This is a genomic window from Streptomyces durmitorensis (assembly GCF_023498005.1).
Classification (GTDB): domain Bacteria; phylum Actinomycetota; class Actinomycetes; order Streptomycetales; family Streptomycetaceae; genus Streptomyces; species Streptomyces durmitorensis.
Map to the genome: position 1 here is coordinate 6300062 of NZ_CP097289.1, position 24859 is coordinate 6324920.

Here is a 24859-nt window from a genome sequence, read left to right on the forward strand (position 1 = left end):
TCGGCCAAACGCCGGACGGGCTGAAACCAGCCCGTCCGGCGTCCGTCCGTTACGGTCCCTGCATGGTCGTACCCCTCAAACCCAGCATCGACCCGCTCAAGGGAGCCCGCAGAGCAGGCGATCCGCCCTGCGACGTCTTCCTCACCGGCACGGTCTTCCTCGACATCATCTTCACCGGACTCGACTCGGCGCCCGTACGCGGCACGGAGTCCTGGGCGCGCGGGATGGGGTCGAGCCCCGGTGGCGTCGCCAACATGGCGACCGCGCTCGCCCGGCTCGGCCTGCGCACCTCGCTCGCGGCGGCGTTCGGGGACGACCACTACGGGGAGTACTGCTGGGACGCGCTCGAACAGGGCGAGAACATCGACCTCGCGACGTCGCGCACGGTGCCCGGCTGGCACTCCCCGGTGACCGTCTCCATGGCGTACGAGGGCGAGCGGACCATGGTCAGCCACGGGCACGAGCCGCCGCCCGACGCCGCGTCCCCGGACGGCGGCGCCCCGACGTGCCCGCCCCGCGCGCGGGCCGCCGTCGCCTCCCTGACGCCCGGCACCCGCGCGCCGTGGATCGCCGAGGCCGCGCGCACGGGCACCCGGATCTTCGCCGACGTGGGCTGGGACGACACCGGGCGGTGGGATCTGGCGGGCCTCGCCGACCTGGAGCACTGCGAGGCGTTCCTGCCGAACGCGGAGGAGGCCATGCGGTACACGCGGACCGAGTGCCCCCGGGCCGCCGCGCGGGCGCTGACCGAGCACGTTCCGCTCGCCGTGGTGACGCTGGGTGCGGAAGGGGCGTACGCGGTGGACGGGAGGACCGGCGAGACCGCCGAGGTTCCGGCCATCGCGGTCGAGGCGCTCGATCCCACGGGGGCCGGTGATGTGTTCGTGGCGGGCTTCGTGACCGGAACCCTGGCCGGCTGGCCCCTGGCGGACCGGCTCGCCTTCGCGGGGCTCACGGCGGCGCTCTCGGTGCAGGAGTTCGGCGGGTCCCTGTCGGCGCCGGGCTGGGCGGAGGTCGCCACGTGGTGGCGGACCGTGCGGGAGGTCGACGACCAGGATCCCGTCGCGCTGCGGCGCTACGGGTTCCTGGAGGGCCTGCTTCCGGAGGCCACGCGTCCGTGGCCGCTGCGGCGTGCGGTGCCCACGATCGGGTTCAGGTCGGCGTAGCCAGGCGCCGGAGTTCGCACAGCCGTACGTGACCGGAGTGGAAAAGCCCTACGGCAGTGTCGGTGGTGCGTCGTACTCTTGGCAGTGCAAGGCTGTCGAGCGGCCACCAAGCCCCGCATGAGGAGGATGAGCAGGCCTTCAGCGCCGGCCCATGACTCAGACACCCACAGCTCATACCCCTGCCCAGGGTCAGGCCCGAGCCCACTTCACCGTTCCGGCGAACCATCCGATGGTGACGGTGCTCGGCTCCGGAGACGCCCTGTTGCGCGTGATCGAGAAGGCCTTCCCGGCGGCCGACATCCATGTCCGGGGCAATGAGATCAGCGCTGTCGGTGACGCCCATGAAGTCACCCTCATCCAGCGCCTGTTCGACCAGATGATGCTGGTGCTCCGCACCGGTCAGCCGATGACGGAGGACGCCGTGGAACGCTCGATCGCCATGCTCAGGGCGGACGAGGCAGGAGAGGGCGACGGACCGGAGACCCCGGCCGAGGTCCTCACGCAGAACATCCTCTCGTCCCGGGGCCGCACGATCCGCCCCAAGACGCTCAACCAGAAGCGTTACGTCGACGCCATCGACAAGAACACCATCGTCTTCGGCATCGGCCCGGCGGGCACCGGCAAGACGTACCTCGCCATGGCCAAGGCCGTGCAGGCGCTCCAGGCCAAGCAGGTCAACCGCATCATCCTGACCCGCCCCGCCGTCGAGGCCGGCGAGCGGCTCGGCTTCCTGCCGGGCACGCTCTACGAAAAGATCGACCCGTACCTGCGGCCGTTGTACGACGCGCTGCACGACATGCTCGACCCGGACTCGATCCCGCGTCTGATGGCCGCGGGGACCATCGAGGTCGCCCCGCTCGCGTACATGCGAGGCCGCACGCTGAACGACGCGTTCATCATCCTGGACGAGGCGCAGAACACCAGCGTCGAGCAGATGAAGATGTTCCTCACCCGCCTCGGCTTCGAGTCGAAGATCGTGATCACGGGCGACGTCACGCAGGTCGACCTGCCGAACGGCACCAAGTCGGGTCTGCGCCAGGTCCAGGACATCCTGGAGGGCATCGACGACGTGCACTTCTCGCGGCTCACGTCCAGCGATGTCGTACGGCACAAGCTGGTCGGCCGTATCGTCGACGCGTACGAGAAGTACGACGACAGTCAGCAGAACAAGAAAAACGGGAAGTAGCGGAAGCCGCACCATGTCGATCGACGTCAACAACGAATCCGGAACCGAGGTCGACGAGCAGGCGATCCTCGACATCGCCCGCTACGCCCTCGCGCGGATGCGCATCCACCCGCTCTCCGAGCTCTCGGTGATCGTGCTGGACGCCGACGCCATGGAGCAGCTGCACATCCAGTGGATGGACCTGCCGGGACCGACGGACGTCATGTCCTTCCCGATGGACGAGCTGCGCCCGCCCGCCAAGGACGAGGAGGAGACCCCGCAGGGTCTCCTCGGCGACATCGTGCTCTGCCCCGAGGTCGCGCTCAAGCAGGGCAAGGAAGCGGAGACGGAGCACTCCATGGACGAGGAGCTCCAGCTGCTCACCGTCCATGGAGTCCTTCACCTGCTCGGGTACGACCACGAGGAGCCGGACGAGAAGGCCGAGATGTTCGGCCTCCAGGCGGCCATCGTCGACGGCTGGCGCGCCGAGAACGGCCTGACCGGGCCGTCTCCGGCGCCCACCGTCTCGTAGCGCCATGAGCTTCCAGCTGATCGCGGGTGCCGTCGCCCTGGTCGTCGTCGCCTGGCTCGCGGCCTGCGCCGAGGCGGGCATCGCCCGCACCTCCAGCTTCCGTGCGGAGGAGGCGGTCCGCTCCGGGCGGCGCGGCAGCGCGAAGCTCGCGCAGGTCGCCGCCGACCCCACCCGCTATCTCAACGTGGCGCTGCTCGTGCGCGTCGCGTGCGAGATGGCCGCGGCGTCCCTGGTGACGTACGCCTGCCTGAACGAATTCGCCGAGACCTGGGAGGCGCTCGCCGTCGCCATCGCGGTGATGGTCCTCGTGTCGTACGTGGCCGTGGGCGTCTCGCCCCGCACCATCGGCCGCCAGCACCCGCTCAACACGGCGACGGCCGCGGCGTACGTCCTGCTGCCGCTGGCCCGCATCATGGGCCCGATCCCGCCGCTCCTGATCCTCATCGGCAACGCGCTCACGCCCGGCAAGGGCTTCAGGCGCGGCCCGTTCGCCTCCGAGGCCGAGCTGCGGGCGATGGTCGACCTCGCCGAGAAGGAATCCCTCATCGAGGACGACGAGCGCCGCATGGTGCACTCCGTCTTCGAGCTCGGCGACACCCTCGTACGCGAAGTCATGGTGCCCCGGACGGACTTGGTCGCCATCGAGCGTTTCAAGACCATCCGGCAGGCGCTCACCCTCGCGCTGCGGTCCGGCTTCTCGCGCATCCCGGTGACGGGCGAGAGCGAGGACGACGTCGTCGGCATGGTCTATCTCAAGGACCTCGCCCGCAAGACGCACATCAACCGCGACAGCGAGTCGGACCTGGTGTCGACGGCCATGCGCCCGGCGACGTTCGTGCCCGACACGAAGAACGCGGGCGACCTGCTGCGCGAGATGCAGCAGGAGCGCAACCACGTCGCCGTCGTCATCGACGAGTACGGCGGTACGGCCGGGATCGTCACCATCGAGGACATCCTGGAAGAGATCGTCGGCGAGATCACCGACGAGTACGACCGAGAACTGCCGCCCGTCGAGGAGCTCGCGGACGGCTGCTACCGCGTCACCGCGCGCCTGGACATCGGAGACCTCGGCGAGCTCTTCGGGCTCGACGAGTTCGACGACGAGGACGTCGAGACGGTCGGCGGCCTGCTGGCCAAGGCGCTCGGCCGGGTGCCGATCGCCGGGGCTTCGGCCCTCGTGCCGCTGCCGGACGGGCGCGAGCTGCGGCTGACCGCGGAGTCCGCCGCAGGGCGGCGGAACAAGATCGTGACGGTGCTCGTGGAGCCGGTCGTGTCCAAGGACGAGGGGGAGGGGACTTCGGGGTGACCCCGCAGGAACTGCGTACGTTCTGCCTGTCGTTCAACGACGCGGCGGAGGAGTTTCCGTTCGGGCCCGAGTTCTCGGTGTTCAAGGTCGCGGGGAAGATGTTCGCGCTGAGCTCGATGGACGCGGCGCCGCTGTCCGTGAACCTGAAGTGCGATCCGGACATGGCGGTCCAGCTGCGGGCCGCGCACCCGGAGATCGTGCCGGGGTGGCACATGAACAAGCGGCACTGGAACACCGTGACGGTGGACGCGAAGCTCCCGGACACGATGGTCCGGGAGCTGATCGAGGACTCGTACGACCTGGTGGTGGCCGGTCTCCCGAAGGCTGTGCGGCTTCGGCTCGACCGGCCCTGAGCCGTCGGCCGGTCCGCTGGCGGGGTCGATGTACCCGGTGGCCGTGCGGCGGTTTCGGCTCCGTATGCTCGGTTTATGACCGAGAGTGCTGCGCTTGGCGCGCTTGATGCTGAGGACCGGAAGATCGTGACGCTGGCTCGTTCGGCGCGGGCGCGGAACGGGGTGGCCGAGGGGGCCGCTGTGCGGGACGAGACGGGGCGGACCTATGTCGCCGGGACCGTTTCCCTCGACTCCCTGAAGCTTTCCGCCCTGCGTACCGCCGTGGCGATGGCCGTCGCGTCCGGGGCGGAGTCGCTTGAAGCGGCTGCGGTTGTCTCCTCCGCGGAGGCGCTTCCCGCGGAGGACCTTTCCGCTGTGGCGGACCTTGGCGGGGCCGGGACGCCGGTTTTCCTTGCGGGGACCGATGGGGAGATTCGGGCGCAGGTTCAAGCGAACTGACCTTTCCCCAACCCCGCCCCTTCCCGAAAACCCGCTCGGCGCGGGGGCCTGGCTGGGGCTCCGCCCCAGACCCCGTACAAGATGTCCTCAATCGCCGGACGGGCTGGAAATCCAGCCCGTCCGGCGATTGAGGACGAACTCGGCGAAGCCGGTGATTGACGGCAACCAAGGCCCCCGCGCCAGTCACACCGCGTCCGGGCCCCGTTCCCCCGTCCGCACCCGCACCACCGTCTCCACCGGGACCGCCCACACCTTCCCGTCGCCGATCTTTCCCGTGGCCGCCGCGCGGACGATCGCGTCGATCGCCGGGTCGGCGTCCGCATCGTCGACGACGACCTCGATCCGCACCTTCGGCACCAGGTCCACCTGGTACTCCGCGCCCCGGTACACCTCCGTGTGCCCCCGCTGGCGTCCGTAGCCGCTCGCCTCGGTGACGGTCAGGCCCTGTACGCCCAGTTCCTGGAGCGCCGTCTTCACCTCGTCGAGGCGGAACGGCTTGATGACCGCGGTAATGAGCTTCATGCGACGTGGCTCCCCTTCATCGGGCCGACCAGGACGCCGTGATCGTAGGCCGTCTCCGCGTGGTGCGTCTGGTCGAGGCCCGTCATCTCGTCGTCGGCGGACGCGCGGAAGCCCATCAGCTTGTCGATCGCCTTGCCGATGCCGTACGTCACGGCGAACGTGTACGCCGCCACGACCAGCACCGCCACCGTCTGCTTGCCCAGCTGGGCGAGCCCGCCACCGTAGAAGAGGCCCTCCGCGCCGTCCGTCATCGTGGCCGTCGCGAACAGGCCGATCAGGAGCGTGCCGACCACGCCGCCGACCAGGTGGACGCCCACGACGTCCAGCGAGTCGTCGTAGTCGAAGCGGAACTTCCAGGCCACGGCGTACGAGCAGACGACGCCCGCCGCGAGACCGACCACCGCGGCGCCGAGCACCCCGACGACCCCGCACGCGGGAGTGATCGCCACCAGGCCCGCCACCGCGCCCGATGCCGCGCCGAAGGTGGTGGGGTGGCCGTCGCGCTGCTGCTCCACGAAGAGCCAGCCGAGCAGGCCCGTGCACCCGGCGAGCAGCGTGTTCAGGAGGGAGGCCGCCGCGAGGCCGTTCGCGCCGAGGGCCGAGCCGCCGTTGAAGCCGAGCCAGCCGAACCAGAGCAGACCCGCGCCCATCAGGACCATCGGCAGGTTGTGCGGGCGCATCGCGTCCTTCTTGAAGCCGATGCGCGGGCCGATGACCAGGACGAGCGCGAGGCCGGACGCACCGGAGGCGATCTCGACGACCAGGCCGCCCGCGAAGTCCAGGGCGCCGAGGGACGAGGAGATCCAGCCGTCCGGGCCCCAGACCCAGTGCGCCACGGGAACGTATACGAGCAGCGCCCACAGCGGCACGAAGACGAGCCACGCCGCGAACTTCGTCCGGTCCGCGATCGCGCCGCTGATCAGCGCCGTGGTGAGGATCGCGAAGGTCAGCTGGAAAGTGGTGAAGAGGAGGGTCGGGACCGTGCCCGTGAGCGTGCTCGGGCCGATGCCCGCCATGCCCAGGTGGTCGAGGCCGCCGATCAGTCCGGCGAACGTGTCGTCGCCGAACGCGAGCGAGTAGCCGGCGAGCAGCCACACCACGGTGACCAGGGCGATCGACACGAAACTCATGAGGAGCATGTTGAGGACGCTCTTCGTGCGGACCATGCCGCCGTAGAAGAGCGCGAGGCCCGGTGTCATCAGCAGGACCAGGGCGGTGGCCGCGAGCAGCCAGGCGGTGTCACCGGTGTCGGGGCCCTGGGCCGCGGCCAGGGTGTTCGTGAGCGAGTGCGGCGGGTACGACGCGTACACGGTCTGCACGGGGAATCTCTCCTCCGGGTGGGGGCAGAGGGAGAGCGTCACCGCCCCGGGTTTCGGAACGGACACCCGAGCGTTTCCGCCGTGTTTCGTGTTGCCGATGAGTTTCCGGGGGCTCACCGGCGGGGAATCGGCGCCTCGGCGTGCTGCGGCCCTCCGTCGATCAGGGAGAATGGGCGCCATGAGCGTTCGTACCGAGTCATCCGAGCCGTCCGAGGCACCCCACCGCGCCGGCTTCGCCTGCTTCGTGGGCCGCCCCAACGCGGGCAAGTCCACCCTCACGAATGCTCTGGTCGGCCAGAAGGTGGCGATCACGGCCAACCAGCCGCAGACCACGCGGCACACGGTGCGCGGCATCGTGCACCGGCCGGACGCCCAGCTGATCCTGGTGGACACCCCCGGGCTCCACAAGCCGCGCACGCTGCTCGGCGAGCGGCTCAACGACGTCGTCCGTACGACGTGGGCCGAGGTCGACGTCATCGGGTTCTGCCTGCCCGCGAACGAGAAGCTCGGCCCCGGTGACCGGTTCATCGCCAAGGAACTGGCCACGATCAAGAAGACGCCGAAGATCGCGGTCGTCACGAAGACCGACCTCGTCGACAGCAAGACGCTCGCCGAGCAGCTCATCGCCATCGACCAGCTCGGCAAGGAGCTCGGCTTCGAGTGGGCGCAGATCGTGCCGGTGTCGGCGGTCGGCGACAAGCAGGTCCAGCTGCTCGCCGACCTGATCGTCCCGATGCTCCCGAAGAGCCCGCCGCTCTACCCCGAGGGCGACCTCACGGACGAGCCCGAGCAGGTCATGGTCGCCGAGCTGATCCGCGAGGCGGCCCTGGAGGGCGTACGGGACGAGCTGCCGCACTCGATCGCCGTCGTGGTGGAGGAGATGCTGCCGCGCGAGGACCGGCCCGCGGACAAGCCGATGCTCGACATCCACGCGAACGTCTACATCGAGCGCCCCAGCCAGAAGGGCATCATCATCGGCCCGAAGGGCAAGCGGCTCAAGGAGGTCGGGATCAAGTCCCGCCAGCAGATCGAGGCGCTCCTGGGGACGCCGGTCTTCCTGGACCTGCACGTGAAGGTAGCCAAGGACTGGCAGCGCGACCCGAAGCAGTTGCGCAAGCTGGGTTTCTGAGGGCTGGGCCCGTTGTGGGTGCTGGGGTTGGCGTGGTTGTCGGCGTGCGAGCAGTGTGTATGGCGGCCGCGCGGCGGTAGCCGCAGATTGATACAGCCTGGACCTGCACGTGAAGGTTGCCAAGGATTGGCAGCGCGACCCGAAGCAGTTGCGCAAGCTGGGTTTCTGAGGGGCTGGGCCCGTTGTGGGTGCTGGGGTTGGCGTGGTTGTCGGCGTGCGAGCAGTGTGTACGTCGGCCGCGCGGCGGTAGCCGCACATTGATACAGCCTGGACCTGCACGTGAAGGTCGCCAAGGACTGGCAGCGCGATCCCAAGCAGTTGCGCAAGCTGGGCTTTTGAGCGGGGTGTACGGGGCTCGGTAAATCACCGGCTCCGCCGAGTTCGTCCTCAATCTCCCCCAAGCTCTTAAGGAGCAGGGGGTACCCCCACGACGGGCTCAATCTGTCTCACTCGACGCCCCTGATCCGCGTCACCAGCACCGCCCCCGCAAGACCGATCACCGCCGCCACCAGATACAGCACCCGATAGCCCCCCAGATACGTCACGATCGGGGCAGCGATGGCGGGGGCCGCCACCTGGGGCAGGGAGTTGGCGATGTTGATGACGCCCAGGTCCTTGCCGCGGTCCATCGCCTTCGGCAGTACGTCCGTCATCAGGGCGAAGTCCACCGACGTGAAGACCCCGAAGCCGACGCCGAGCAACGCCGCCGCGACGATCGCACCCGGCCAGGTCTGCCACAGGGCGAGCAGGCCCGTGGCCACCGCCATCAGCGTCCCCGCCCAGATCACGAACGGCTTGCGGCGCCCGACCCGGTCCGACCAGGCGCCGCCCACCACGACCGTGGCGAGCATCGTCACGCCGTTCACGGCCGTCAGGATCAGGACGCCCCCTTCGGGGTCGGAGCGGTGCAGGCGGTCCCGCAGGAAGTACAGAAGGTAGAGCAGCACCACCGAGTTGCTGACGTTGATCAGGAAGCGGGTCAGCCACGCCCAGGCCAGGTCCGGGTAGCGGCGCGGGCTCAGCCAGAAGGAGCCCGCGAACGACCGCCACACGAACGGCGGCCGGTCGGCGGCGTCGAGGCGCAGGTCCCGATGGCGTACGACATAGGGCAGCACGCCCGCCACCGTGAACACCGCACACGCCGCGTACCCCGCGACCGTCCCGCCCGTCACCGTCGCGAGGCCCGTCCCGACGACCACGCCGAGCAGCTGCGCCGCCCCGAGCCAGCCGCCCACCGAGCCGCGCTGGAGCCGCGGCACCCGGTCGGGGACGGCCGCCGTGACCGCGGCGAACGCCGCGTTCAGGGTGAGCTGGACCAGGCACCAGCCCGCCGCCATCCACCACACGGAGCCCGCCGCCGAGAGCAGCATGAGCGAGGCGGCGCCGCCCGCCGTGCCCGCCACGATCCACGGGGTGCGCCTGCCCCAGCGGGCCGTCGTGCGGTCCGAGAGCGCTCCGAAGAGCGGGTTCGCGGCCAGCGACACGACCGCGCCGACCCCCGTGACCCACGCGAGGACCGTCTCCTTCGACGTACCGGCCGGGGCCAGGTCCTCGGCCTGCACGGCGAGCAGGATCTGCAGCGGGCCGTACCAGCCCACCCAGATCGCGCCGTTGGCGACCGAGAGGGAGGTCGTCCAGCCCCGGCCGACCCGCTCGACCGGCTCCCGCAGGGCGGTGGCGGTCATGCGCGCTGCGCCCGCAGGGCCGCACGCAGCCACGCGTACGACGCCTTCGGGGTGCGCTCCAGCGTGGCCGTGTCCTCGAAGTCGACGTGCACGAGACCGAAGCGCTGCCGGTAGCCCTCCGCCCACTCGAAGTTGTCCATCAGGGACCAGACGAAGTAGCCGCGCACGTCCACGCCCTCCTCCAACGCCCGGTGCAGCGCCCGGAGATGGCCGTCGAGGTAGTCGATCCGCCGCTGGTCGTCGATTCCCTCGTACGAGCAGCCGTTCTCAGTGATCACCAGCGGCGGAAGCCGGTCGCCGTACCGGTCGCGGAAGCCGGTCAGGAGCTCGGTGAGCGACTCCGGGACCACCGGCCAGCCGAAGTCCGTCACCGGACGGCCCTCGATCTCCCTTGGCGTGAAGGGGAGTTCGGGCGGCAGCGTGAGCCCGGAGAATTCCGTCGGTGCCGCCGTCGCCGCCGGGAGCGGCGCGCCCACTTTCGTCGGCTGGTAGAAGTTGATCCCGTACCAGTCGACCGGCTCCGCGATGACCTTCAGGTCCGCATCGATGTCGTCGGCCGGCATCAACTCCGCGATGCCTTCGGGGTATCGGCCCAGGATCAGCGGGTCCGCGAACAGGCGGTTGAGGAGTACGTCGTAGAAGTCCGCCGCCTCCGTGTCCTCGGGCGAGGCGGACGCCGGCCAGGTGGGGCCGTGCGAGTTGGCGATGCCGATGTCCGTGGCACCGGCCGCGCGCAGCGCCCGTACGGCGAGACCGTGCGCGAGGAGCTGGTGGTGCGCCACCGGCAGCGCGTCGAACATGAGCTGCTCGCCGGGGGCGTGCTGGCCGAGCGCGTGGCCGAGGAGGGTGTGCTCTGCGGGTTCGTTGAGGGTGATCCACTTCTTGGCGCGGTCGCCGATGCGCCCCGCCACCACGGCCGCGTACTCGGCGAACCGCTCGGCCGTGTCACGACGCAGCCAGCCGCCCTCGTCGGCGAGTGCGAGCGGGGTGTCCCAGTGGAAGAGCGTGGGGACGGGGCTGACCCCTGCCGCGCACAGCTCGTCGACCAGGCGGTCGTAGAAGTCCAGGCCCGCGGCGCTCACCTCGCCCGCCCCGCCCGGCAGCACGCGCGGCCACGACACCGAGAAGCGGTACGCCCCCACCCCCAACTCCCGGATGAGCGCGACGTCTTCGCGGTAGCGGTGGTAGTGGTCGCAGGCCACGGCGGCCGTGGTGCCGTCCTTCACCCGGCCCGGCACCGCGGTGAACGCGTCCCAGACCGAGGGGCCGCGCTCGTCGACGGCGCCCTCGATCTGGTGAGCCGATGTGGACACCCCCCACAGGAAGTCGCGGGGGAACTGAGGTAGTGGTTCGCGCGCATCGCTCGCTGCCATGGGCGCGATCTTCCGTACGCCCGAGTACCGAAGTCAATGGGCGTGCCTCAGAAAAGGTGAACACCGCTCAAGTTTTACGAGCCCTTCTCACGAGCCCTTCTCGCGGCCCTTCTTACGCGCCCTCCTTGAGCACACGCGTGATGAGCTTCCGCTGCGGATCGGTCAGGCGTGGATCCGAGCAGTACACCGTGTGCCCGTCGACGGTGAGCTGGTAGTTGAAGCCGTCCGGCACCCCTATGGGCGGTGTGCCCCGGCCCTCGGCCATGGCCTCATCGGCCAGGGCCTGCCACTCGTGGGCATCGGGCAGACCCGAGGTGTCGACCTCGGCGTGCCGCTCGATGCCCGCGAATCCTCCCGTGCGCTTCACCTGGATACGCATGGGTCCTGTCTACTCCACTGGGTGGGCGGTCGGTAGCGCATCCGTCAGTCGGTGGCCGGGACCTTGACCGTGGACCAGGCGTCGATGACGGCCTTGAGCTCGTCGCCGTCGCCGTACTTCTCGCGCGCGGCGGCGACCGTCAGCCTTGCGAAGTCCTGGAAGGACGCGTCCTGCGCGAGCTCGCCGCCGGTCAGGACGGCGTACCAGATCTGTCCCGCCCGCTCCCAGGAGTGCCCGCCGAGCGCGTCGGAGACCAAGTAGAAGGCGCGGTTGGGGATGCCGGAGTTGATGTGGACGCCGCCGTTGTCGCGGCCCGTGCGGACGTAGTGGTCCATGTCGGCGGGCTGCGGGTCCTTGCCGAGCACGTCGTCGTCGTACGCCGAGCCGGGCTCCTTCATGGAGCGCAGTGCCTTGCCGGTGACGCGCGGGGCGAGCAGGCCCGCGCCGATCAGCCAGTCGGCGTCGGCGGAGGTCTGGCCGAGTGTGTACTGCTTGATCATCGAGCCGAAGACGTCCGCCATCGACTCGTTCAGGGCGCCCGGCTGGCCGAAGTACGTGAGGTTCGCCGTGTACTGCACGACACCGTGGGTGAGCTCGTGGCCGATGACGTCCACGGGGATGGTGAAGTCGAGGAAGATCTCGCCGTCACCGTCGCCGAACACCATCTGCTCGCCGTTCCAGAAGGCGTTTCCGTAGTCCTCGCCGTAGTGGACGGTCGCGTTCAGCGGCAGGCCGCTGCCGTCGATGGAGTTGCGCGCGTACGTCTTGTGGAACAGCTCGAAGGTCGCGCCGAGTCCCGCGTACGCGCGGTTGACGGTCGCGTCCTTGCCGGGCTTCTCGCCCTCGCCGCGGACCTTGCGGCCCGGCAGCTCGGTCTTGCGCTTGGCGTCGTAGATCGTGCGGTGGGGCTTGCCGTCCGCCGCTTCCTTGGGGGGCGTGACGGAGGGGGCGCCGATGACCGTGGTCAGGCGGCGGTGGGTGCGCTCGATGGAGTCCCGTTCCAGGGTGCGGCGGGCGGGACCCGCGAGCGCGGCGTCGTCACTCTGGGCCAGAGTGTCGAGCAGGTGGGGCGGAATGATGGTGCAGAAGACAGGCTCGAAGCCTGGATTGGTGGCCATGGCGGCAATGTGGCACTGGGTCATGCCGCTGTCACTACCTGCAACCATGATTAGTGAAATAGAGGTATTGATCACCTCTTACCCGTAACCTGACAGCGATCCCGCATACTGATACGCACCCGCGCACACAGCGCGGCTCGGCTAGGCTGCGGAGCATCATGCGTTACGGGCTGCTTCTCCTTAGCTGCCGCGGCGAGGGCCTGTAGTCGAGGCCGACCCCCTCCCCGCGGAGTTCGGTGTTGCTCGCGAAGCGACCGTCGGCCGTCCTTAAGGACACTCCCGAGGAGCCCCCGCATCATGGCCATCAAGCCGAATCTGCAGCGCGCCACGTCCATGCCGATCCACAAGTACGGGCAGTACGAGCAGGTCGACATCCCCGACCGCACGTGGCCCGACAACCGGATCACGGTCGCTCCCCGCTGGCTCTCCACGGACCTGCGTGACGGCAACCAAGCGCTGATCGACCCGATGTCCCCCGCCCGTAAGCGCGAGATGTTCGACCTGCTGGTCCGCATGGGCTACAAGGAGATCGAGGTCGGCTTCCCCTCGTCGGGCCAGACCGACTTCGACTTCGTACGGTCGATCATCGAGGACGGCGCGATCCCGGACGACGTCACGATCTCCGTCCTGACGCAGGCCCGCGAAGAGCTGATCGCCCGCACCGTCGAGTCGCTGGTCGGCGCCAAGCGCGCCACCGTCCACCTGTACAACGCGACCGCGCCCGTCTGGCGCGAGGTCGTCTTCCGTGGCTCGAAGGACGCGGTCAAGCAGATCGCCGTCGACGGCACGCGCCTGGTCATGGAGTACGCCGAGAAACTGCTGGGCCCCGAGACGGTCTTCGGCTACCAGTACAGCCCCGAGATCTTCACGGACACCGAGCTGGACTTCGCCCTGGAGGTCTGCGAGGCCGTCTGTGACGTGTGGCAGCCCGCGGAGGGCCGCGAGATCATCCTCAACCTGCCCGCCACGGTGGAGCGTTCGACGCCCTCCACCCACGCGGACCGCTTCGAGTGGATGTCCCGCAACCTGACCCGCCGCGAGCACGTCTGCCTGTCCGTCCACCCGCACAACGACCGCGGCACCGCCGTCGCCGCCGCCGAACTGGCCATCATGGCCGGCGCCGACCGCATCGAGGGCTGCCTGTTCGGGCAGGGCGAGCGCACCGGCAACGTCGACCTGGTCACGCTGGGCATGAACCTCTTCTCGCAGGGCGTCGACCCGCAGATCGACTTCTCCGACATCGATGAGATCCGCCGCACCGCCGAGTACTGCAACCAGATGGAGGTCCACCCGCGCCACCCGTACGCAGGTGACCTCGTCTACACCGCCTTCTCCGGCTCCCACCAGGACGCCATCAAGAAGGGCTTCGAGGCGATGGGCGTCCGGGCCGAGCAGCAGGGCAAGACGGTCGACGACATCGAGTGGGCCGTCCCGTACCTGCCCATCGACCCCAAGGACGTCGGCCGTTCGTACGAGGCCGTGATCCGCGTCAACTCGCAGTCCGGCAAGGGCGGCATCGCCTACGTCCTGCAGAACGACCACAAGCTGGACCTGCCGCGCCGCATGCAGGTCGAGTTCTCCAAGATCATCCAGACGAAGACCGACACCGAGGGCGGCGAGGTCACGCCGGACGCGATCTGGGGCATCTTCCAGGACGAGTACCTGCCCAACCCCGCCAACCCGTGGGGCCGCATCCAGGTCAAGAACGGCCAGACCACCACGGACAAGGACGGCACGGACACGCTGACCGTCGAGGCGACCGTCGACGGCGAGGACACGGTCCTGACCGGCACCGGCAACGGCCCGATCTCGGCCTTCTTCCACGCATTGCAGGGCATCGGCATCGACGTACGCCTCCTGGACTACCAGGAGCACACGATGAGCGAGGGAGCCTCCGCGCAGGCCGCGTCGTACATCGAGTGCGCGATCGGCGACAAGGTCCTGTGGGGTATCGGCATCGACGCGAATACGACACGCGCCTCCCTGAAGGCCGCCGTTTCCGCGGTGAACCGCGCGGCTCGCTGACCAGCGCCGCACGCCTCCTCAACGCACCGCGCAAGCGCCGGACGGGCTCGAATGGGCCCGTTCGGCGCTTTTGCGTGGGGCCGTGTCCAGGTCGTCTACCGGCCATCTCTCGTGCAGGGTGCTGACGCCACATCAACAATGTGGCTAACATCACGCCCAACGCGGCAATGTTGCCGGGGCGTTACGGAGGTGCGTGGTGCTGCCAGATCGGGGACGAAACGGCCGGGACTCCCGCATCTTCGCCACGCCCGTTTCACGCGGGCGGGTCCTGCGCAGGCGCGTGATCGGCGTGCATACGGCCTGGACCACCGTCGGTGACGGCGAGTTCTTCTGTCCGGGCTGCGGCGGTGACCGCAACTACCAGCGCCGCACCGGCCGTCGCCGCTTCGTCCTGCTCGGCGTCCCGGTCCTGCCGCGCGGCACCGCGGGCCCCGTCGTCGAGTGCGCCGCCTGCGGCGACCACTTCGGCACGGACGTCCTCGACCACCCCACCACCACACGCCTGTCGGCCATGGTCCGCGACGCCGTGCACACCGTCGTCCTCGCGATCCTCGCCGCGGGCGGCACCTCGTCGCGCACGACGCTCGACGCGGCCGTCGGCGCACTGCGCGGCGCGGGGTACGACGACTGCTGCGAGGAACAGCTCGTCGCGCTCGTCGAGGCGCTCGCCGCCGACACCGGCCGCGCGACCGTGCCCGACTGCGGGCCCGGACTGGCCATAGAACTCCACGAGGCGCTCGGCCCGTTGGCCCCGCACCTCGCCCCCGCCGGGCGTGAGGCGCTCCTTATTCAGGGCGCGCGCATCGCACTCGCCGACGGCCCGTACACCCCCGCCGAGCGCGAGGTGCTCGCCACGGCGGGCGGCGCGCTGACCATCGGCGCGGACGAGGTGACACGGCTGATGGTGGCGGCGCGGACGACGCACTTCTGAGCTCCGCCGGTTTCCTGGCGGGCCGGGCCCGTACTCCCGCGGGAGTAGTGCCGCCCCTCCGCCTCCCTGCGCCGTACGCCCCAACTCGCCCTCGCGCCCGACGGATCGCGCGGCACCCTCCGGAAGGGTTGGCACTGAACCTGCCAACCTGCCGGAAGGAGGCCCGTCATGCGGGCCGAACAGACCACCGCACGACGGCGACGAGCCGTGCCCTGGGTGTTCCTCGGGCTGTGGATAGCCGTCATGGCGCTCGCCGGGCCCTTCGCGTCGAAACTGGCCGACGCCCAGCAGGACCAAGTCGTCGACTACCTCCCCGCCAGCGCCGACTCCACCGAAGTGGCCAAGATCCAGGCGCAGTTGCCCGGCGGCGAGGCCACCGAGCTGGTGCTCGTCTACCACCGTGACGGAGGCCTGACCGCCGCCGACCGCGAGGCGGCCGCCGCCCAGGTCGCCGAGATCGGCCAGGCCCACGAGCTGACGGCCGCCCCGCACGCCGTACCGTCCAAGGACGGCACCACGCTCATGTACCCCGTGGCGAGCACCGAGCCGGGCCAGGACGAGAAGCTCAGGGACGCGCTCGTCGACGACGTACGCGAAGTCGCCCACAGCGAAGGCGGGTTGAACGTCGACGTGGGCGGCTCGGGGGCGCTCGACACCGACGCGGGCAAGGTCTACGACTCCCTCGGCGGACCCCTGCTCTACACCACCGCCGGAGTGGTCGCGCTGCTCCTGATCCTCATCTACCGCAGCCCGTTCCTGTGGCTCGTGCCGCTCGCCGTCGCGGGCATCGCGGACTACCTGGCGATGGGCGTCGCCTACGGACTGCACGAAGGCTTCGGGACGTCCGTCACCGGCCAGAGCAGCGGCGTGATGACGATCCTCGTGTTCGGCGCGGGAACGGACTACGCGCTGCTCATCGTCTCCCGCTACCGCGAGGAACTGCGCAGGATCGAGCGCCCCTACGACGCGATGGTCGCCGCCCTGAAGGGATGCGGCCCTGCCGTGCTCGCCTCGTCGGGGACGGTCGCGGCCGGGCTCTTCTGCCTGCTCGCCGCCGACCTCAACAGCAGCCGGGGCATGGGCCCGCTGGGCGCGGTCGGCGTGCTGTGCGCGCTCCTCGCGATGCTGACGCTGCTGCCCGCGCTCCTCGTCCTGCTCGGACGGCGCGTGTTCTGGCCGCTCGTACCGGCCTTCGGCAGCGAGCCCAAGCAGCGGCGCAGCCTCTTCTCCATGATGGGCAGCTCCGCGGGGCGCAGGCCCCTCACCGTACTCGCGGGCGGCGCCGTGCTGCTCGGCGCGCTCGCCCTGGGGGCGCTGAACCTGCCGGGCGCGCTGAAGCAGGAGGACTCCTTCACCAAGACGCCCGACTCCGTCACCGCGATGGAGACCCTCGCCAAGGCCTACCCCGAGCGCGGCACCCAGCCCATCACCGTGATGACGCCCGAGGACCGCGCCACCGCGGCCCTCGCCGACATCAAGGGCACGAAGGGCGTGGACAGCGCGGAGAAGGGACGTACGGCCAAGGGCTGGACGGAGATCTCCGTCATCGCGACGGCCGCGCCCGAGTCGGCGGGCGAGACGGAGACGATCAAGGCGCTGCGGGCCGACCTCGACGGCTCGTACGTAGGCGGCTCCAGCGCCCAGCAGCTCGACCTGAAGGACACGAACGACCGTGACCGCCTGATCATCGTGCCGCTGGTCCTCGCGGCGGTGCTGCTGATCCTGGTGGCCCTGCTGCGCTCCCTCGTCGCGCCGTTGCTGCTCCTTGTCGCCGTGGTCGCGGTGTGGGGGGCCTCGCTCGGCATCGCGGGCCTGGTCTTCGAGCCGCTGTTCGGCTTCGAGGGCACGGACCCGGGGCTGGGGCTGCTCTCCTTCGTGTTCCTCGTCGCGCTGGGCGTCGACTACGGCATCTTCCTGATGCACCGCATGCGGGAGGAGTCCCTCGCCGGTGCCGAGCCGGGGGCCGCCGCGCTGACCGCGCTGCGGACGACGGGCGGCGTCATCGCGTCGGCGGGCCTCGTGCTCGCGGCGACGTTCGCCGTGCTCACCAACATGCCGCTGGTGCAGCTGGTCGAGCTGGGCTTCGTGATCGCGGTCGGGGTGCTGCTCGACACGTTCCTGGTGCGGACGTATCTGGTGACGAGTGCGAGCGTGGCGCTCGGCCGGAAGGTGTGGTGGCCGGGGAGCCTGTCGCGTCCCGTGCAGTCCGCGGGCCCGGCCCTCGACCCCGAGCCCCAACGGGTCCCCGCCCCTTGACCGTTGACCGCATCGGGGCGCCCCTTCCCTGCCGGAGGGGCGCCCTCGTACGGGAGGATGCAGCTGTGGGGGACATACCGCAGTTCCAGGGGAGGGCGCCGGCGCCGCGTGGCGTGCTCGCCTTCACGGGGGCCGTGCCCGGCACTCGGCGTGCGCTGCGCACCGACGCGCTGTTCGCGGCGGCGCTCGCGGTGCTGTCCGCCGCTCTCGCCGTGTTCGTCGAGGACGGGGTGCGGCCCGATCTCCTCGGGTGGACCCTGCTCCTGTGCGCGCACGTGCCGCTGGCGTGGCGACGCGGCCGTCCGCTGCTTGCCCTGCTCGGGGTGATCGCCTTCATAGCTCCGTACCACGCCGTCGACTACACACACATGGCCGCCGTCCCGGTCGGCATGGTCGCGCTCTACACGGTGGCCGCCTCCGGGCGCCCGCGCCGCGCCCTGATCACCGGCCTCCTCGTCGTGGGCATCACGCTGACCGTCAACGCGAGCGTGGAACCGCACCAGGTGGGCGAGGTGCTCAGGATCTCGGGCTGGATCGTGTCGGTACTGCTGCTCGGCGTGTACGTGCGCATCCACCGCCAGTACGTCACCTCCGTACTGGAGCGTGCCGAGCGGGCGGAGCGTACGCGCGAGGAGGAGGCGCGGCGGCGGGTCGCCGAGGAGAGGCTGCGGGTCGCCCGCGACCTGCACGACCTGCTCGCGCACAGCATCACTCTGGTCGGCGTCCAGACGTCCGTGGCGGCGCATGTCCTCGCCGCCGACCCGGAGCGGCTGGACCGGGCGGCGGTGGCGAAGGCGCTCGACGACATCGCGGACACCTGCCGTTCGGCACGGGGTGAACTCCGGGCCACGCTGGAGGTGTTGAGGGCTGGGTCCTCCGAGGAGTCGCGGGGCCCGCTGCCGGGTCTTGACGGCCTCGCGGATCTGGCGCAGGCGGCGCGGACGTCTGGGGCCGAGGTCGATCTTGCGGTGGCGGAGGCCGATGCGCCGCCCGCCGTGGGCGCGGCGGCCTACCGGATCGTGCAGGAGGCGCTGACGAACGCGGTGCGGCACGGCGGTCCGGGGCTCACCATCCGGGTGGAGATCCGCACGGCGGACGCGGCGCTGCGGGTGACGGTCACGGACGACGGGGACGGCCGGGTCGCCGACGACCCCTCGCACACTCCTGGCTTCGGCCTGGTGGGGATGCGGGAGCGGGCCCGGAGCGTGGGCGGCACGTTGGAGGCGGGGCCTCGCGAGGGCGGGGGATTCGGGGTGTCGGCCGTGCTGCCGCTGGTTCCTGTCGGCCTGGGAGGGCTTGGATGACGATTCGTGTGCTGCTCGCCGACGATCAGACGCTGGTACGGGCGGCGTTCGCGATGCTGGTCGAGTCCGCGCCGGACATGGAGGTGGTGGGGCAGGCCGGGACGGGGCGTGCGGCGGTCGACCTGGCCAGGTCGGAGCGGGCTGACCTGATCGTGATGGACATCCGGATGCCGGATCTGGACGGGATCGAGGCGACGCGGCTGCTCGCGGAGGACGAGGATCTGGCCGGGGTGAAGGTGTTGATGCTGACGACGTACGACACGGATGAGCATGTCGTGGAGGCGTTGCGGGCCGGGGCGTCCGGGTTCTTGGTCAAGGACACGAAGCCGGGGGAGTTGCTGGAGGCGATCCGTACGGTGGCGGCGGGGGAGTCCCTGCTTTCGCCGGGCCCGACTTCGCGGTTGATTGCCAGGGTTCTGCGGGCGCCGGCCGAGGTCGCCTTGCCGGAGGCGCTGGCAGGGCAGTTGAGCGAGCGGGAGTGTCAGGTGCTCGCGTTGGTGGCGCGGGGGCTGAACAACTCGGAGATCGCGGAGGCGTTGGGGCTGAGTCCGCTGACCGCGAAGACTCATGTCAGCCGGATCATGGGGAAGTTGGGGGTTCGGGACCGGGCGCAGCTGGTGATTGTGGCGTATGAGTCGGGGTTGGTTCGGCCGGGGGTGGAGGGGTCGGCGTAGGGCGTACCCTGCGGGGCTTTCCCCAATCCCACCCCTTCCCGGCTGCATCTATTGGCGGCTTCGCCGCGCAGGGGGCTCCGCCCCCAGACCCCCGGTCCTCAAACGCCGGACGGCTGAAAGATTTCCCCGGACCGGCGGAGAATCTCAGCCCGTCCGGCGTTTGAGGACGAACTCGGCGAAGCCGGTGATGACGGCACGCAAGGCCCCCGCGCCAGAGCGGGTTTTCGGGAAGGGGCGGGGTTGGGGACTAGAAAGACCGTTACAACAACCCAGCCCCCGCCAAAAACTTCCCCACCCGCTCAACCTCTCCGGAAGACAACGGAACCTGCGGCTCCGCAGTAACCGGACAGGAAATCACCCCCCGCAGATACAGCGCCGCCTTAAAGGCGCCCAGCGCCGAAGAGCTGCCCCCCATCCGCCCCGCATCCCCCACCCGCACCATCCCGAAGAGCCCGCACAACCGCTCCTGCTCCACCCGCGCCCGCACCCAGTCCCCCTCCCGGCAGTAGCGGTAGAGCCGCGCATACCCCTCCGGGTCCACGTTCCCGAGCCCCGGCACCACCCCGTCCGCCCCCATCGCAAGCGCCGCGTCCACCGTCGTCTCCGAGCCCGTCAGGACACTGAAGCCGGACACATCCGCCCGGCCCCGCGCCCCGAGCACCACCTCCCGGAAGTTCCCCTCCTCCCCGCTGGAGTCCTTCAACCCGGCAAGCACCCCCTCCGACGCCAGTTCCAGGACCAGCTCCGCGTCCAGCTTGGAGTGGACGGCCACCGGGAGGTCGTACGCGAAGACCGGCACCGGCGACCTGCCCGCCACCAGGCGGAAGTGGCGTGCCACCTCCGCCGGATGCGTGCGCGTGTAGAAGGGGGCCGTCACGACCACCCCGTCCGCCCCCGCCTCCGTCACCGAACGGACGTGGTCCAGGACCCTTGGCGTCGCCATGTCGATCGCCCCTGCGAGGACCGGGAGTTGGCCCCCGACATGCCCCGCCACCGTCTCGATCACGACCCTCCGCTGCGCATCCGTCAGATACGCCGCCTCCGACGACGAGCCGAGGACGAAGAGGCCGTCCACGCCCCCCTCGACCAGATGGTCGATCAGTCTCGTCAGCGACGACGTGTCCACCTCGTGGTCCGGTGTCAGAGGCGTGCAGACGGGCGGAACGACACCGGTCAGCGGGGTGGGCATGGTCATGGAGTCTCCCTGGGGCTCGCGTCCGTGGCGGCGGACTGGATCACTAGCTCGTGCGTGGACTGGCCGTCCCGTACGGGGTGGTGGCAGCGGTAGCGGTGCCCGGACCCCTCCGTCGACGCGAAGTCCGGCATGGTGGAGGCGCAGGCGTCGTCCGCCTTCCAGCACCGCGTGCGGAACGGGCATCCGCTCGGCGGGCGCGTGGCCGACGGCACCGGGCCGACGAGCGGGATCGGGTCGATGGGGTCCAGAAGGCCGGGCGTCGCCGAGAACAGGGCCCGTGTGTACGGGTGGCGGGCTCGGTCCAGGATCTCCTGTGCCGGCGACTCCTCCACGATTCTGCCCAGATACATCGTGATGACCCGGTCGCTCATCCGCCGCACCGTCTGGATGTCGTGCGAGACGAAGACCAGGGCGAGGCCGAGGCGTTCCTTCAGGTCCAGGAGGAGGTTGAGGATCTGGGCGCGCACGGAGACGTCCAGGGCGCTCGTCGGCTCGTCCGCCACCACGAGCTCCGGTTCCAGCGCCAGCGCACGGGCGATCGCCACGCGCTGCCGCTGCCCGCCGGAGAGCTGTCCGGGAAGACCGTCCGCCAGGACCGTGGGGAGGCCGGCCAGGGACATCAACTTACGTACGCGGGCGTCGCGTTGGGTGGTCGTCCCCATCCTGTGTACGTCCAGTGGGTCCCTGAGGATCTGCCGCACCGTCAGCCTGCGGTTCAGGGCGGTCGACGGGTCCTGGAAGATCATGGCGGTGTTCCTGCCGATCGCGGCCCGTCGCTCGGCGGGTTTCATCGTCCACAGGTCCCGGCCGCGGAACGACACCGTGCCCGCCGTGGGCGGCTGCACCCCCACGAGGACCTTCGCGAGCGTCGACTTGCCGCACCCCGACTCGCCCACGACGCCCACCGTCTCGCCGGGCGCGATGGTCAGGTCGGCGCCGGTCAGGGCGTACACGCGATCACGCGAGAACAGTCCGCCCGAGCGAGCGCGGTGCACGACGTGCGCGTCGGAGAGGGTGATCAGGTCTTCGGCGGTCACTTGAGGGCCTCGCTTCCCCTGGGCTGCGGTACCTGCGGCGGACGGCCCGCCGGGTGGTGGCAGGCGATGGAATGCCGTGCCCCGCCCACGAGTTCGGGCGCCGTCGTGCGGCACACCTCGCTCGCCAGGGGGCACCGGTCCGCGAACCGGCAGCCCGCGGGGAAGTCGGCGGGCGAGGGCACGACGCCCTTGATCTGGGTCAGGCGTTCCGCCGCCGATTCGAGCGAGAGCACCGAGCCGAGCAGGCCGCGGGTGTAGTGGTGCGACGGTGCCTCGACGAGGTCCGCCGTCACGCCCGTCTCGACGATCTGGCCGCCGTACATCACCACCACCCGGTCGGTGACGTCCGCGACCAGGGCCAGATCGTGTGAGACGAGGATCAGGGCGAAGCCCAGCTCCTCGCGCAGGCGCAGAAGGAGCTGGATCACCTGGGCCTGCACCGTCACGTCCAGGGCCGTCGTCGGTTCGTCCGCCACGATCAGCTTCGGGTCGCGGGAGAGCGCCATCGCGATCAGGACGCGCTGGCGCTGGCCGCCGGAGAGTTCGTGCGGATAGCTGCGCAGGGTGCGGTCCGGGTCGAGGCCGACCAGTTCGAGGAGCTCGACCGCCGTGCGGCGCCCACCTCTTCGTACGACCTGTTTGAGCTGGGAGCGGACCGTCATCGCGGGGTTCAGGGACGACAGCGCGTCCTGGTAGATCATCGCCATGTCGTGGCCGAGCAGCCGCCTGCGGGTGCGCATCGGCATGCCGAGCAACTGCTCGCCGTTGAAGGTGACTTGGCCGCTGACCCGGGCGCCCTTCGGCTCCAGGCCCATCACGGTCAGCGCGGTGAGCGACTTGCCGCAGCCCGACTCGCCGACCAGGCCGAGCACTTCACCGGGCCGTACGTGGAAGCTGATGCCGTCGACGATGTCCACGCCGCCGTGGCGCGCGTCGAATCCGATCGCGAGATCGGAGACGGTCAGGACCGGATCGCCCTCCGGCAGGGGGCGTGCGCGTGAGCGCAGGCGCTGGGCCGCCTCCGTCAGGCCCGGCAGCTCAAGGACCTTGCCGCTGCCCGGCTCGGGGGCTTCGAGGGCGTCCTCCTTGCGGGCCGCGCCCGGCACGTCGCGCGTCGCGGGCGCCGCCCACGCGTCGGAGACGCCCTCGGAGAGGATGTTCAGGGCCAGGACCGTGATCAGCATCAGGAGGCCGGGGAAGACCGTCGCCCACCAGCCGCCGAGCAGCACCATGTTCTTGCCGTCGGCGATGACGCTGCCCCAGGACGGGTCCGGGGGCCGCACGCCCGCGCCGATGAAGGACAGCGAGGCCTCGAAGACGATGGCCTCGGCGACCTGCACCGTGCAGAACACCAGGATGGGCGCGGCGCAGTTGATGGCCACGTGCTTGATGAGGATGTGCGGGGTGCGGGCGCCGACGATGCGTTCGGCGACGACATAGTCCTCGCCGTACTGATCCATCACGTTCGCGCGCACGACCCGAGCGATCGGCGGTGTGAACAGGAACGCGATCGCGCAGATCAGTACGAGGATGCCGCCTCCGAAGACCGCCACGAGCACCGCCGCGAGCGCGATCCCGGGGAACGCCATGACGACGTCCAGGCACCGCATCAGGGTCTCGTCGACCGCCTTGCGCGAGGTCGCCGCGATCGCGCCGAGCACCGCGCCGACGATCAGGGCGAGCAGTGTGGCCCCGAGCCCGATCGCGAGCGACCAGCGAGCCCCGTACATGAGCCTGCTGAGGATGTCCCTGCCGAGGCTGTCCTGCCCCATCCAGTGGTCGGCCGAGGGGTGACCCGTGCCGTCGACCTGCGGCTGCTGGTCGAGCGGGTCGTGCGGGGCGATCAGCGGCGCGAAGAGCGCCACGAGGACGACCACGCCGACGACGCCCACCGCGATCCGGGAGAGGACCGGCAGCCTGCGCAGCGAGCGCAGGCGGATCCCGGGCCGCGAGAGCCGCTCGGTCAGAGCCTTGCGCGACGTGATCATCAGGCGGTCCCCCTCAGGCGCGGATTGACCAGCAGATGGAGGATGTCGAGGACCAGGTTCACGACCACGAACCCGACGGCCGTCGTGATGACGACCCCCTGCACGACGGCCGGGTCGCCGTTCTTCACGGCGTCGATCATCAGCTTGCCCATGCCGGGCAGCGAGAAGATCGTCTCGATGACGACCGCGCCGCCCAGCAGATAGCCGACGCGCAGGCCGAGCACGGTCAGCGGGTTGATGAGGGCGTTGCGCAGGACGTTGCGGCCGACGACCACGACCGGTGGCAGGCCGCTGCCGATCGCCGTCCGTACGTAGTCCTTGTCGAGCTCCTCGACCACCGCCGTGCGGATGATGCGGGTGAGCCCGGCGGCCACCGGCAGGGAGAGCGCGAGGGCGGGGAGCGTCATCGACTTGAGCCAGCCGGTGAAGGAGTCGGCGGGGTTGACGTATCCGCCGGTCGGGAACCAGCCCGCCTCCACCGCCAGGTACTGGATCATGAGCAGTGCCAGCCAGAAGCCGGGCGCCGCCACACCGGTCAGCGAGATGACGCGGATGAGCTGGTCGGGGAGCCGGTCGCGGTAGATCGCGGCGGTCACACCGAGCAGAACTGAGATGACGACCGCGATGCCGAGCCCCATGAAGGTCAGCTGCATGGTCAGGGGAAGCGCGGTGGTGACCTGGTCCACCACCGGTGAGCGGGTGAGCACGCTGATGCCCATGTCGCCCTGGACCAGATCGCCTACGAAGGCGAAGTAGCGCACCGGCAGCGGATCGAGCAGGCCGTTGTCCTCGCGGAACTGCTGGAGCTGCTCCTCGGTCGGATTGGCGCCCTGGTAGAAGGCCGACGCCGGATCGATGTCCGAGAACCGCATCACGAGGAAGACGAACAGGACGATGCCGAGCAGCAGCGGGATGAGCAGGGCGAGGCGGCGGGCCAGAATTCTGACGATCGCGGTCACGTCTG

22 protein-coding genes are annotated in these 24859 nt (G+C 70.3%); 12 read left to right on the forward strand and 10 right to left on the reverse strand.

The annotated features are described in order from the left end of the window. The first annotated feature begins 62 nt into the window (after positions 1–62). From M4V62_RS28075 to M4V62_RS28100, 6 genes are all read left to right on the forward strand, one after another. Positions 63–1166: a carbohydrate kinase family protein gene (locus M4V62_RS28075; RefSeq protein WP_249589983.1), complete on the forward strand. Its 1104-nt coding sequence runs from the start codon at positions 63–65 to the stop codon at positions 1164–1166. Between the two features lie 151 nt (positions 1167–1317). Continuing rightward, positions 1318–2352, forward strand: a complete 1035-nt coding sequence (locus M4V62_RS28080; RefSeq protein WP_249589984.1) for a PhoH family protein — start codon at positions 1318–1320, stop codon at positions 2350–2352. Positions 2353–2365: 13 nt separating this feature from the next. After that, positions 2366–2863: an rRNA maturation RNase YbeY gene (gene ybeY, locus M4V62_RS28085; RefSeq protein WP_249589985.1), complete on the forward strand. Its 498-nt coding sequence runs from the start codon at positions 2366–2368 to the stop codon at positions 2861–2863. 4 nt (positions 2864–2867) lie between these two features. Then, on the forward strand, positions 2868–4169 hold the full coding sequence (locus tag M4V62_RS28090) for a hemolysin family protein (protein WP_249589986.1): 1302 nt from the start codon (positions 2868–2870) through the stop codon (positions 4167–4169). Next, on the forward strand, positions 4166–4522 hold the full coding sequence (locus tag M4V62_RS28095; protein ID WP_249589987.1) for an MmcQ/YjbR family DNA-binding protein: 357 nt from the start codon (positions 4166–4168) through the stop codon (positions 4520–4522). The genes M4V62_RS28090 and M4V62_RS28095 overlap by 4 nt, the downstream gene beginning before the upstream one ends. A gap of 75 nt (positions 4523–4597) precedes the next feature. Beyond that, complete coding sequence (locus M4V62_RS28100; RefSeq protein ID WP_249589988.1) at positions 4598–4960, forward strand: cytidine deaminase; 363 nt, start codon at positions 4598–4600, stop codon at positions 4958–4960. A gap of 183 nt (positions 4961–5143) precedes the next feature. Here the strand turns inward: M4V62_RS28100 and M4V62_RS28105 are convergent, their stop codons facing one another. Continuing rightward, entirely contained in the window at positions 5144–5482 is a 339-nt protein-coding gene (locus tag M4V62_RS28105) for a P-II family nitrogen regulator (protein ID WP_249589989.1), read from the reverse strand. Continuing rightward, the gene (locus M4V62_RS28110; RefSeq protein WP_425575202.1) at positions 5479–6801 is read right to left on the reverse strand and encodes an ammonium transporter; all 1323 of its coding nucleotides are present in this window, start codon (positions 6799–6801) and stop codon (positions 5479–5481) included. The genes M4V62_RS28105 and M4V62_RS28110 overlap by 4 nt, the downstream gene beginning before the upstream one ends. Positions 6802–6970: 169 nt before the next feature. On the opposite strand from M4V62_RS28110, the gene era reads away from it, so the two are divergent. After that, positions 6971–7930: a GTPase Era gene (era, locus tag M4V62_RS28115; protein WP_425575203.1), complete on the forward strand. Its 960-nt coding sequence runs from the start codon at positions 6971–6973 to the stop codon at positions 7928–7930. A gap of 446 nt (positions 7931–8376) precedes the next feature. Here era and M4V62_RS28120 read toward each other — a convergent pair whose 3' ends face one another. The 4 genes from M4V62_RS28120 to M4V62_RS28135 all read right to left on the reverse strand — a co-directional run bounded on the left by M4V62_RS28120 (position 8377) and on the right by M4V62_RS28135 (position 12485). Continuing rightward, positions 8377–9615 carry an MFS transporter gene (locus M4V62_RS28120; protein ID WP_249589991.1) on the reverse strand — a complete coding sequence of 413 codons (1239 nt, stop codon included), beginning with the start codon at positions 9613–9615 and terminating at the stop codon, positions 8377–8379. Next, positions 9612–10988 (reverse strand): GH1 family beta-glucosidase, encoded by a 1377-nt coding sequence (locus M4V62_RS28125; protein ID WP_249589992.1) that lies wholly within the window; start codon positions 10986–10988, stop codon positions 9612–9614. Before M4V62_RS28125 ends, M4V62_RS28120 begins: the two co-directional genes overlap by 4 nt. A gap of 112 nt (positions 10989–11100) precedes the next feature. Continuing rightward, a complete protein-coding gene (locus tag M4V62_RS28130) occupies positions 11101–11367 on the reverse strand; it encodes a protealysin inhibitor emfourin (protein ID WP_249589993.1) in 267 nt (88 codons plus the stop codon). Between the two features lie 44 nt (positions 11368–11411). Then, positions 11412–12485 carry a M4 family metallopeptidase gene (locus tag M4V62_RS28135; protein WP_249589994.1) on the reverse strand — a complete coding sequence of 358 codons (1074 nt, stop codon included), beginning with the start codon at positions 12483–12485 and terminating at the stop codon, positions 11412–11414. A gap of 297 nt (positions 12486–12782) precedes the next feature. Between M4V62_RS28135 and leuA the strand changes: the two genes are divergently transcribed. From leuA to M4V62_RS28160, 5 genes are all read left to right on the forward strand, one after another. After that, a complete protein-coding gene (gene leuA / locus M4V62_RS28140; RefSeq protein WP_249589995.1) occupies positions 12783–14510 on the forward strand; it encodes a 2-isopropylmalate synthase in 1728 nt (575 codons plus the stop codon). A 196-nt stretch (positions 14511–14706) separates the two neighbouring features. After that, a complete protein-coding gene (locus tag M4V62_RS28145; protein ID WP_425575067.1) occupies positions 14707–15441 on the forward strand; it encodes a TerB family tellurite resistance protein in 735 nt (244 codons plus the stop codon). 168 nt (positions 15442–15609) lie between these two features. Then, positions 15610–17697: an MMPL family transporter gene (locus M4V62_RS28150; protein ID WP_249589996.1), complete on the forward strand. Its 2088-nt coding sequence runs from the start codon at positions 15610–15612 to the stop codon at positions 17695–17697. A gap of 65 nt (positions 17698–17762) precedes the next feature. Then, the gene (locus M4V62_RS28155) at positions 17763–19001 is read left to right on the forward strand and encodes a sensor histidine kinase (protein ID WP_425575068.1); all 1239 of its coding nucleotides are present in this window, start codon (positions 17763–17765) and stop codon (positions 18999–19001) included. Further along, positions 18998–19675: a response regulator gene (locus M4V62_RS28160; protein ID WP_249589997.1), complete on the forward strand. Its 678-nt coding sequence runs from the start codon at positions 18998–19000 to the stop codon at positions 19673–19675. Before M4V62_RS28155 ends, M4V62_RS28160 begins: the two co-directional genes overlap by 4 nt. 259 nt (positions 19676–19934) lie before the next feature. Here M4V62_RS28160 and M4V62_RS28165 read toward each other — a convergent pair whose 3' ends face one another. Genes M4V62_RS28165 through M4V62_RS28180 form a run of 4 tightly spaced genes read right to left on the reverse strand, consistent with a single transcriptional unit; the run spans position 19935 to position 24854 of the window. Continuing rightward, positions 19935–20870 carry a dihydrodipicolinate synthase family protein gene (locus M4V62_RS28165; RefSeq protein ID WP_249589998.1) on the reverse strand — a complete coding sequence of 312 codons (936 nt, stop codon included), beginning with the start codon at positions 20868–20870 and terminating at the stop codon, positions 19935–19937. Continuing rightward, positions 20867–21907, reverse strand: a complete 1041-nt coding sequence (locus M4V62_RS28170; protein ID WP_249589999.1) for an oligopeptide/dipeptide ABC transporter ATP-binding protein — start codon at positions 21905–21907, stop codon at positions 20867–20869. The genes M4V62_RS28165 and M4V62_RS28170 overlap by 4 nt, the downstream gene beginning before the upstream one ends. Continuing rightward, the gene (locus tag M4V62_RS28175; protein WP_249590000.1) at positions 21904–23895 is read right to left on the reverse strand and encodes a dipeptide/oligopeptide/nickel ABC transporter permease/ATP-binding protein; all 1992 of its coding nucleotides are present in this window, start codon (positions 23893–23895) and stop codon (positions 21904–21906) included. The genes M4V62_RS28170 and M4V62_RS28175 overlap by 4 nt, the downstream gene beginning before the upstream one ends. After that, on the reverse strand, positions 23895–24854 hold the full coding sequence (locus M4V62_RS28180; protein WP_249590001.1) for an ABC transporter permease: 960 nt from the start codon (positions 24852–24854) through the stop codon (positions 23895–23897). Before M4V62_RS28180 ends, M4V62_RS28175 begins: the two co-directional genes overlap by 1 nt. Between the last annotated feature and the right edge of the window lie 5 nt (positions 24855–24859).

Bases quoted from the DNA above. Each gene is read 5' to 3' on its own strand.
- M4V62_RS28130 (WP_249589993.1), bottom strand. From the start codon at position 11,367: ATGCGTATCCAGGTGAAGCGCACGGGAGGATTCGCGGGCATCGAGCGG.
- M4V62_RS28080 (WP_249589984.1), top strand. From the start codon at position 1,318: ATGACTCAGACACCCACAGCTCATACCCCTGCCCAGGGTCAGGCCCGA.
- M4V62_RS28075 (WP_249589983.1), top strand. From the start codon at position 63: ATGGTCGTACCCCTCAAACCCAGCATCGACCCGCTCAAGGGAGCCCGC.
- M4V62_RS28150 (WP_249589996.1), top strand. From the start codon at position 15,610: ATGCGGGCCGAACAGACCACCGCACGACGGCGACGAGCCGTGCCCTGG.
- era (WP_425575203.1), top strand. From the start codon at position 6,971: ATGGGCGCCATGAGCGTTCGTACCGAGTCATCCGAGCCGTCCGAGGCA.
- M4V62_RS28175 (WP_249590000.1), bottom strand. From the start codon at position 23,895: ATGATCACGTCGCGCAAGGCTCTGACCGAGCGGCTCTCGCGGCCCGGG.
- M4V62_RS28135 (WP_249589994.1), bottom strand. From the start codon at position 12,485: ATGGCCACCAATCCAGGCTTCGAGCCTGTCTTCTGCACCATCATTCCG.
- M4V62_RS28100 (WP_249589988.1), top strand. From the start codon at position 4,598: ATGACCGAGAGTGCTGCGCTTGGCGCGCTTGATGCTGAGGACCGGAAG.
- M4V62_RS28160 (WP_249589997.1), top strand. From the start codon at position 18,998: ATGACGATTCGTGTGCTGCTCGCCGACGATCAGACGCTGGTACGGGCG.
- leuA (WP_249589995.1), top strand. From the start codon at position 12,783: ATGGCCATCAAGCCGAATCTGCAGCGCGCCACGTCCATGCCGATCCAC.
- M4V62_RS28120 (WP_249589991.1), bottom strand. From the start codon at position 9,615: ATGACCGCCACCGCCCTGCGGGAGCCGGTCGAGCGGGTCGGCCGGGGC.
- M4V62_RS28165 (WP_249589998.1), bottom strand. From the start codon at position 20,870: ATGACCATGCCCACCCCGCTGACCGGTGTCGTTCCGCCCGTCTGCACG.
- M4V62_RS28105 (WP_249589989.1), bottom strand. From the start codon at position 5,482: ATGAAGCTCATTACCGCGGTCATCAAGCCGTTCCGCCTCGACGAGGTG.
- M4V62_RS28090 (WP_249589986.1), top strand. From the start codon at position 2,868: ATGAGCTTCCAGCTGATCGCGGGTGCCGTCGCCCTGGTCGTCGTCGCC.
- ybeY (WP_249589985.1), top strand. From the start codon at position 2,366: ATGTCGATCGACGTCAACAACGAATCCGGAACCGAGGTCGACGAGCAG.
- M4V62_RS28125 (WP_249589992.1), bottom strand. From the start codon at position 10,988: ATGGCAGCGAGCGATGCGCGCGAACCACTACCTCAGTTCCCCCGCGAC.